Origin of the sequence: Gemmata sp. (genome assembly GCF_051859125.1) — a bacterium.
Lineage (GTDB): Bacteria > Planctomycetota > Planctomycetia > Gemmatales > Gemmataceae > Gemmata.
The window spans coordinates 1-5,549 of record NZ_JBHYGG010000174.1 but is presented as its reverse complement, the minus strand read 5'-3'; the positions used below and the strand labels follow the sequence as shown (position 1 = coordinate 5,549).

The window sequence follows — 5,549 nt, the reverse complement described above, 5'->3', positions numbered from 1 at the left end:
AGTACTTGGTTCAAGTACTCCAAGGACTCTCCACGCATAGTGCGTAAGCCCTACGTGTACACCAGACACGCGACCGAGGTGTACGCGAAGCTCCCCGACGGCGAAGTGATCGGCAACAACAAGCACTACGTCGTGTGCCCGCCGTCCGCCCACCCGTCGGGGATTGTGTACCGGTGGCTGAACGGGCCGCCGCTCGGGGTCTCCGAGTTCCCGCGCATCGACCCCGAAGCGGCCGGCTTCCTGCGGGCGACACCAGCCCCGCACGACCCCCGGTCCAAGGGCGAAAGGCCCCAGAACTTACACAGAACAAAAACCAACAATGACATGTGTGCCACTTCCCAGACTCCAGCCCTGACCGACCTTCCGGCCGACGTCCGGGAGTGCGTCCTGCGGACGTCGCCCGCCCGCGCCGGGCAACGCAACCACAAGCTCCTCGCACTCGCCCGCGCCCTCCGCGACTGCGTGCCCGCCGGCGACGCGCAGCTCCGGTACGACGCCGTGCGGGTGTGGTGGTCACTGGCCCTGCCGGTCCTCGGGACCAGGGCGTTCGCGGCGACCCTGAGCGACTTCCGGCGGGATTGGGAGGCCGTGAGGGTGCCGACCTCGCAGTCGCGGCCGAAGCTGCTCATGCGTCAAGCGGCGGACGAGGCCCAGGAGGAGGGCGGCGACCGGTGCGACCGACTCAAGCGGGTGTGCGTCGGGCTCGCGGCGGCCGCACCCGACGGGGTGTTCTTCCTGAGCGTGCGGGACGCGGCGGCCTCGACGGACATTCCGTTCAGGACCGCCGCCCGGATGCTCAAGGGGCTCACGGACGGCGGCTTCCTCGAAGTGGTTTCGGCGGGGGTGCCCTCGGCGACGAGCCGCATGGCGACGAGTTTCCGTGTACGCGAAATGGGGGTGCGGCCGTGACCAAGGCACCTGCCCCGACGCTGCTGGACGTGATCGGCATGGGCTCGCGCCCGACCGCCCTGTGGTACAGGCCGACCGGCCGGGGCCGCTGGACCCGCGTGGGCCGGGCACACGACACCGCCGCCGCACTCGACCTGATGGAGACGTGCGGGTACCGCGGCGGGCAATGGTTCATCGGCGAGAAGCGGCCGGCCGCGACCCCCGCCCGCTGACCCGGACCACGGCCGGCGAACGGGCGACGCCGGCCGATCACGAGCCCGACACCAACGAGAGGTGACTGAACATGTCTGCGAAGTATGGGGCGGTCTCCGAGCGACTCGGGGCGAACGGTTTTTACGCGCCGGCTTGCTACCCACCAGGAACCACCGAGGCGAGCCGGTACACAGACGGGACGCGGCCCGGGACGGCTGACCGGTGGGCGATGATCGAAACTCTGAAGGCGATGGGGTTCGACACGACCCGCCTCCGCTGGAACACCCCGGACGGCGTGATCGCGGCCATCGTCTCGTACGCGCAGGCCAAGGCCCACCCGCCCACGCGGCCGAACCCGGTCGACCCCCAGTACGCCACCGGACCCGCCCTCCCGTTCGCGGACCGACAAGGGGTTGCGGCCCGGCTGGTCCGCGCCCAGATGACCGCGAAGGCCGCACGCATGGCCCGCGTCCTCAGTGGCGACCCAGTTGGGCAAGAGGCACTCCGCCGCCTCAACGCGAAGTCGAAGTGAACCCGCCGCGTGGTCCGGCGGCCCGCCGCCCGGACCATTTGGTCAGACCCCGACACCACCCGAACCAAGGAACCGCACCGTGAACGTAACGCTCGCCATTCAGACCATCACGCCGCTGGAGAACGGCCAGGGGGTCAACCTCGCGGTGGCGACCGCCACCCCGGACGACTACAAGGCGCTCAGCGACCACACCGGCCGTGCCGTGCAGGCCCTGTACGACCGCCTGCGGGCCGTGCGGGACCGGGCCGGCAGCGGCGAACTGGCCGGGGCGGTTGCCGCCGCCCGGGGCCGCGTCGAAGCGAACGACCGGCTGATTGCCGAAGTCCGCGCCGCGGCCGGCGACCTCGCCTGCAAGCTGAGCGACTCGGTCAAGGACACGAGCACCTGGGACCGATGGGAGCGGCTCAAGGCCGAGGAGGAGGCGTGCGTTCAGCGCCTCCGCCGCATCCAGGAGCGCACGCCGGGCTTGGCGGCGGACCTCGCGACCGCCGAGCGGGCCGCGGAGGCCGAGACCCGGGCCGCGGTTGCCGCCGAGTTGCTCAAGGCCGAAGGGGAGGCCAACCGCGAGTTGACCGCCGCTGAAAAGGCCGTCGCCGACGGGGCTTCGGCGACGGCCGTGCGGTTCCTGGCCGCGCACGCCGTGGCCCGTGTGGCGAGTCGGGCGGACGCCACCGCCGCCGTGGTCCTGCGCGAGATCGGCATCGGGACCGCCGCGCCCCCGCCCGCCCCGCCGGCCGCCCCGAACCGGACCGGTCCGACGACGAGCTTCCACGGGTCGAAGGGCACCGAGCGACTCGCACCCGGTGACACGGTGGCCAACGGTGCTGTGGTCCCGGCCGCGGTGGTGCCCGACGCATTCGCCAAGCCCGGCCAGCTCCGGGCGGTGCGGGCGTTCACGCTACAGGGGTCAACGACCGGACCGGTCTCCTTCAAGGCCGGTGCGATCCTGGACGGGTGGCCGGGGGCACAACCGCTGATTGACGCCGGCGTCCTCGCGCCAGTGGCGGCCGGCTGACGCAGTCGCGGGTGCGGTCGAAGGTACACGCTCGCGAGCCCCGCCGGCATGTTGCCGGCGGGGTGCCCTCCGCCCCGAACCGGACCGGGGCCGCCGACCATATGGTCCGCGTCACCTCGCCAGTTGCCTCAGGATCGCCGAACGGGGCGGGCCTGCGGTGGACCCCTCCCGTGGTGCCGTTCGGGCCGGGACGGTGCCGAATCGGGCCAGCGAACGGGCGTATACTTAAAAGCCTCACGGCGGCACAGCGGAGGGCGGGAAATGGCGGGTCAGCGTGGCGGCGGGGTCGCGGACGGTAAGCGGAATCTCCTGGCGGTTGAGGTCGCACGCGGGCTCAGCGTTCGGGAGGCCGCGGAGCGCGCGGGCGTGAAGCTCCGGACCGCCGAGCGCTGGGCGTCGGACCCGACGTTCACGGCCCGCGTCGCTCAACTCCGGTCCGGGCTGGTCGAAGAGGCACTCACCAAGGTCACGGGGTCAATCGGCGAGGCGGTCGACACGCTTCGCCGGCTCCTCGACCACGAAGAGGCCGGGAGTAAGTTGAAGGCGGCCGTCGCGTTGCTCACGCAAGCGGTCCGGCTCCGCGAACACGGGGAACTCGTCGAGCGGCTCGAACGGCTCGAACGGGCGTCGGCCGAGCGGGGGCCGTCGCGCTGACGGCGGACGTTTCACACGGGGGAGGAGCGGAGATGGCGAAGCGGATGGGCGGGACGCTGTCACGGCTCGAACGGGAACTCGGCGTCGGCGCGATCGGCGACACCACGTCACGGGAGTGGCGGAACGAGGTGCGGGCTTGGGTGGACGGGTTCGCCGCGGGCACCGCCCCGCCCACGCTCCCCCCGTCGCCACGGGTCGGCGGTCACGGCGAGTGGCGGGCCGGGCTTGAGGCTTGGGCCGCGGGGGACGGTTGGTTGACACGGGCACTCCCGTTGGCCGAGCGGTTGACCGGAATGTCTCCGCTCGGGAACGCACTCGCCGACGTGGTCGCGGGCTCGCGGTGGGGCTGGTGGGGCCGCATGGTCGGGCTCGCGTGCTACGCTGCCGACCCACGCCCGTGGTTCGTCCCCGCCGCCGAGCCGACCCCGAGCAGCGGCCCGCCGTCGACCGCGTCGGCCCTTGAGTTGCTCGCCGCCGCGCACGCCGCGCTGAGGCCCAACCTCGCCCGCCTGTCCCGCGGCGACCTGTGGTGGCTGCGACGGTGGGGCGCGCGGGGCGTAAACCCGGGCGAGGTTCGGCCCGCCAGTGGCATCGTTCGACTCAGGGCCACCCCGGGACCGGCCGACGACTTGCCCACCACGCGGCCGGCGGGACAAGTCGATCCGGGCTGGTTCTGGTGAGGCACGGGCCGGCGGACACCGGCACGGCCGCTGCCCACCCTGACCCGGGGCGGCCGGGACCAGGGTTCCCGCCCGCGACCTGCGACGGCCGGGAAATGCACCTCCGAGGGACGAAGACACCCACCCCTCAGCCCCCACCCCGTCAGGCGCCGCCCCCCGACCGGCCCGCCCGCTCGCCCTTCGACCGCCGCCGCACGACCGCATCGTACACGGCCTCGATCACGGCCAGTTCCCGCGCCGCCCGTTCCATCGCGGCCCGCGTTTCCTCAACACGTCGCGCCGCCGCTTCCAACCGCGTGAGGGCGAACGCGACATACCACGACCCTGCATGCGGAAGCCGTGGAACGCGACACTCCCAAGGATTCAGCAGGTCGGACCGATCGCCCGCGTCGGGTTGCACACGAAAGAGGCACCACGAGGTCCCGAATCTGGGCCGTGGATCGCCACATTACAATCTCGTATCGCCTCATTTCTTAAGAGCCTTGCGCTCCGGAATCACTCGCACTGCAGTTTGCGGAACACGAGTTGCCAAGGCTCCTCTGCCCGCCCAACGCAGCCGCGACGAGTCTCGCGACCGCGTCTCTTTCCTTCATCCGTCGGAGTACCCGTGCCCCACTCCTCCTCGAGAACGCGGAGCCGCCACGCATTTACCCTGATCGAGTTACTGGTGGTGATCGCCATCATTGCGATCCTCATCGGGCTGTTGCTCCCCGCGGTTCAGAAGGTCCGCGAGGCCGCGGCCCGGATGACGTGCCAGAACAACCTCAAGCAAATCGGCCTGGCGATGCACTCGTTCCACGACGCCAACAAGTACTTTCCCAACAACGCGGTGAACGAACGCAACGGCGAGGGGATCACGTACTGGTCGTTCCACATGAAGCTCCTGCCCTACATCGAGGGCGGGAACTACGCCAACCTGATCGCCACCACGGAGAGCACCAACGGGACCGCGGACGACTACAACGCCCTCCGCGCCGGGGGCCAGTCGTCGGTCATCTGCATGACGCCGAAAACGTACACGTGCCCCTCGGACGCGGCCGGCGGCGCGATGGCGACCTCCACCAACTGGATCGGGATCACCAACTACGGGCTGAGCAGCGGGTTCTACGACTGCTGCGAGAGCACCCGCCGGGAAATCGTGGCGTTCACCGACGGCACCAGCTCGACGATCATGATCGGGGAGAAGGACAACACCGACCCGAACTGGATGCAGTTCGGCCCGTACTCCGCGTTCGCCTCGACCCCGCAGTTGAAGGGGTCGCCGGTCGGGGTCGCGTACGTCGGGAGCGTGTGGGTGACGAACTACATCTACATGAACGCGGACGTCGAGATCAACTACACGCTCACTCCCGCGCTCATCCAGCAGGCCGCGGACAACCCCGGTATCCGCTACACGATCGAATCGAACCGCCAGCACTGCTATGGCAGCGACCACGCCGGCGGGGCCAACTTCGTCTTCACCGACGGCCACGTGCGGTTCCTCACCAACAACCTGACCTTGATAACTCTGAAGACCCTCTCGACCCGTGCGGGCGGCGAGCCGATTGCGGAGGAATACTAATGGTCC

Annotated in this window: 7 protein-coding genes; all 7 read left to right on the top strand. The window is 70.6% G+C overall.

The window, feature by feature from the left end; translation table 11 throughout:
* Window positions 1-909: hypothetical protein (locus ACTIGN_RS15905; RefSeq protein WP_439625535.1), on the top strand; the 909-nt coding region annotated here is incomplete at its 5' end.
* Window positions 906-1,121: a hypothetical protein gene (locus tag ACTIGN_RS15900; RefSeq protein ID WP_439625533.1), complete on the top strand. Its 216-nt coding sequence runs from the start codon at window positions 906-908 to the stop codon at window positions 1,119-1,121. The genes ACTIGN_RS15905 and ACTIGN_RS15900, both read left to right, overlap by 4 nt.
* A 209-nt stretch (window positions 1,122-1,330) precedes the next feature.
* Window positions 1,331-1,633 (top strand): hypothetical protein, encoded by a 303-nt coding sequence (locus ACTIGN_RS15895; protein ID WP_439625531.1) that lies wholly within the window; start codon window positions 1,331-1,333, stop codon window positions 1,631-1,633.
* A gap of 79 nt (window positions 1,634-1,712) precedes the next feature.
* Complete coding sequence (locus tag ACTIGN_RS15890; RefSeq protein WP_439625529.1) at window positions 1,713-2,648, top strand: hypothetical protein; 936 nt, start codon at window positions 1,713-1,715, stop codon at window positions 2,646-2,648.
* A gap of 261 nt (window positions 2,649-2,909) precedes the next feature.
* On the top strand, window positions 2,910-3,302 hold the full coding sequence (locus ACTIGN_RS15885; protein WP_439625527.1) for a hypothetical protein: 393 nt from the start codon (window positions 2,910-2,912) through the stop codon (window positions 3,300-3,302).
* Window positions 3,303-3,334: 32 nt separating this feature from the next.
* Complete coding sequence (locus tag ACTIGN_RS15880; RefSeq protein WP_439625525.1) at window positions 3,335-3,982, top strand: hypothetical protein; 648 nt, start codon at window positions 3,335-3,337, stop codon at window positions 3,980-3,982.
* 607 nt (window positions 3,983-4,589) lie between these two features.
* Window positions 4,590-5,543, top strand: a complete 954-nt coding sequence (locus tag ACTIGN_RS15875; protein ID WP_439625523.1) for a DUF1559 family PulG-like putative transporter — start codon at window positions 4,590-4,592, stop codon at window positions 5,541-5,543.
* Window positions 5,544-5,549: the final 6 nt, after the last annotated feature.

Coding starts and splice junctions, on each gene's coding strand:
- ACTIGN_RS15895 (WP_439625531.1), top strand. CDS start 1,331: ATGATCGAAACTCTGAAGGCGATGGGGTTCGACACGACCCGCCTCCGC.
- ACTIGN_RS15885 (WP_439625527.1), top strand. CDS start 2,910: ATGGCGGGTCAGCGTGGCGGCGGGGTCGCGGACGGTAAGCGGAATCTC.
- ACTIGN_RS15880 (WP_439625525.1), top strand. CDS start 3,335: ATGGCGAAGCGGATGGGCGGGACGCTGTCACGGCTCGAACGGGAACTC.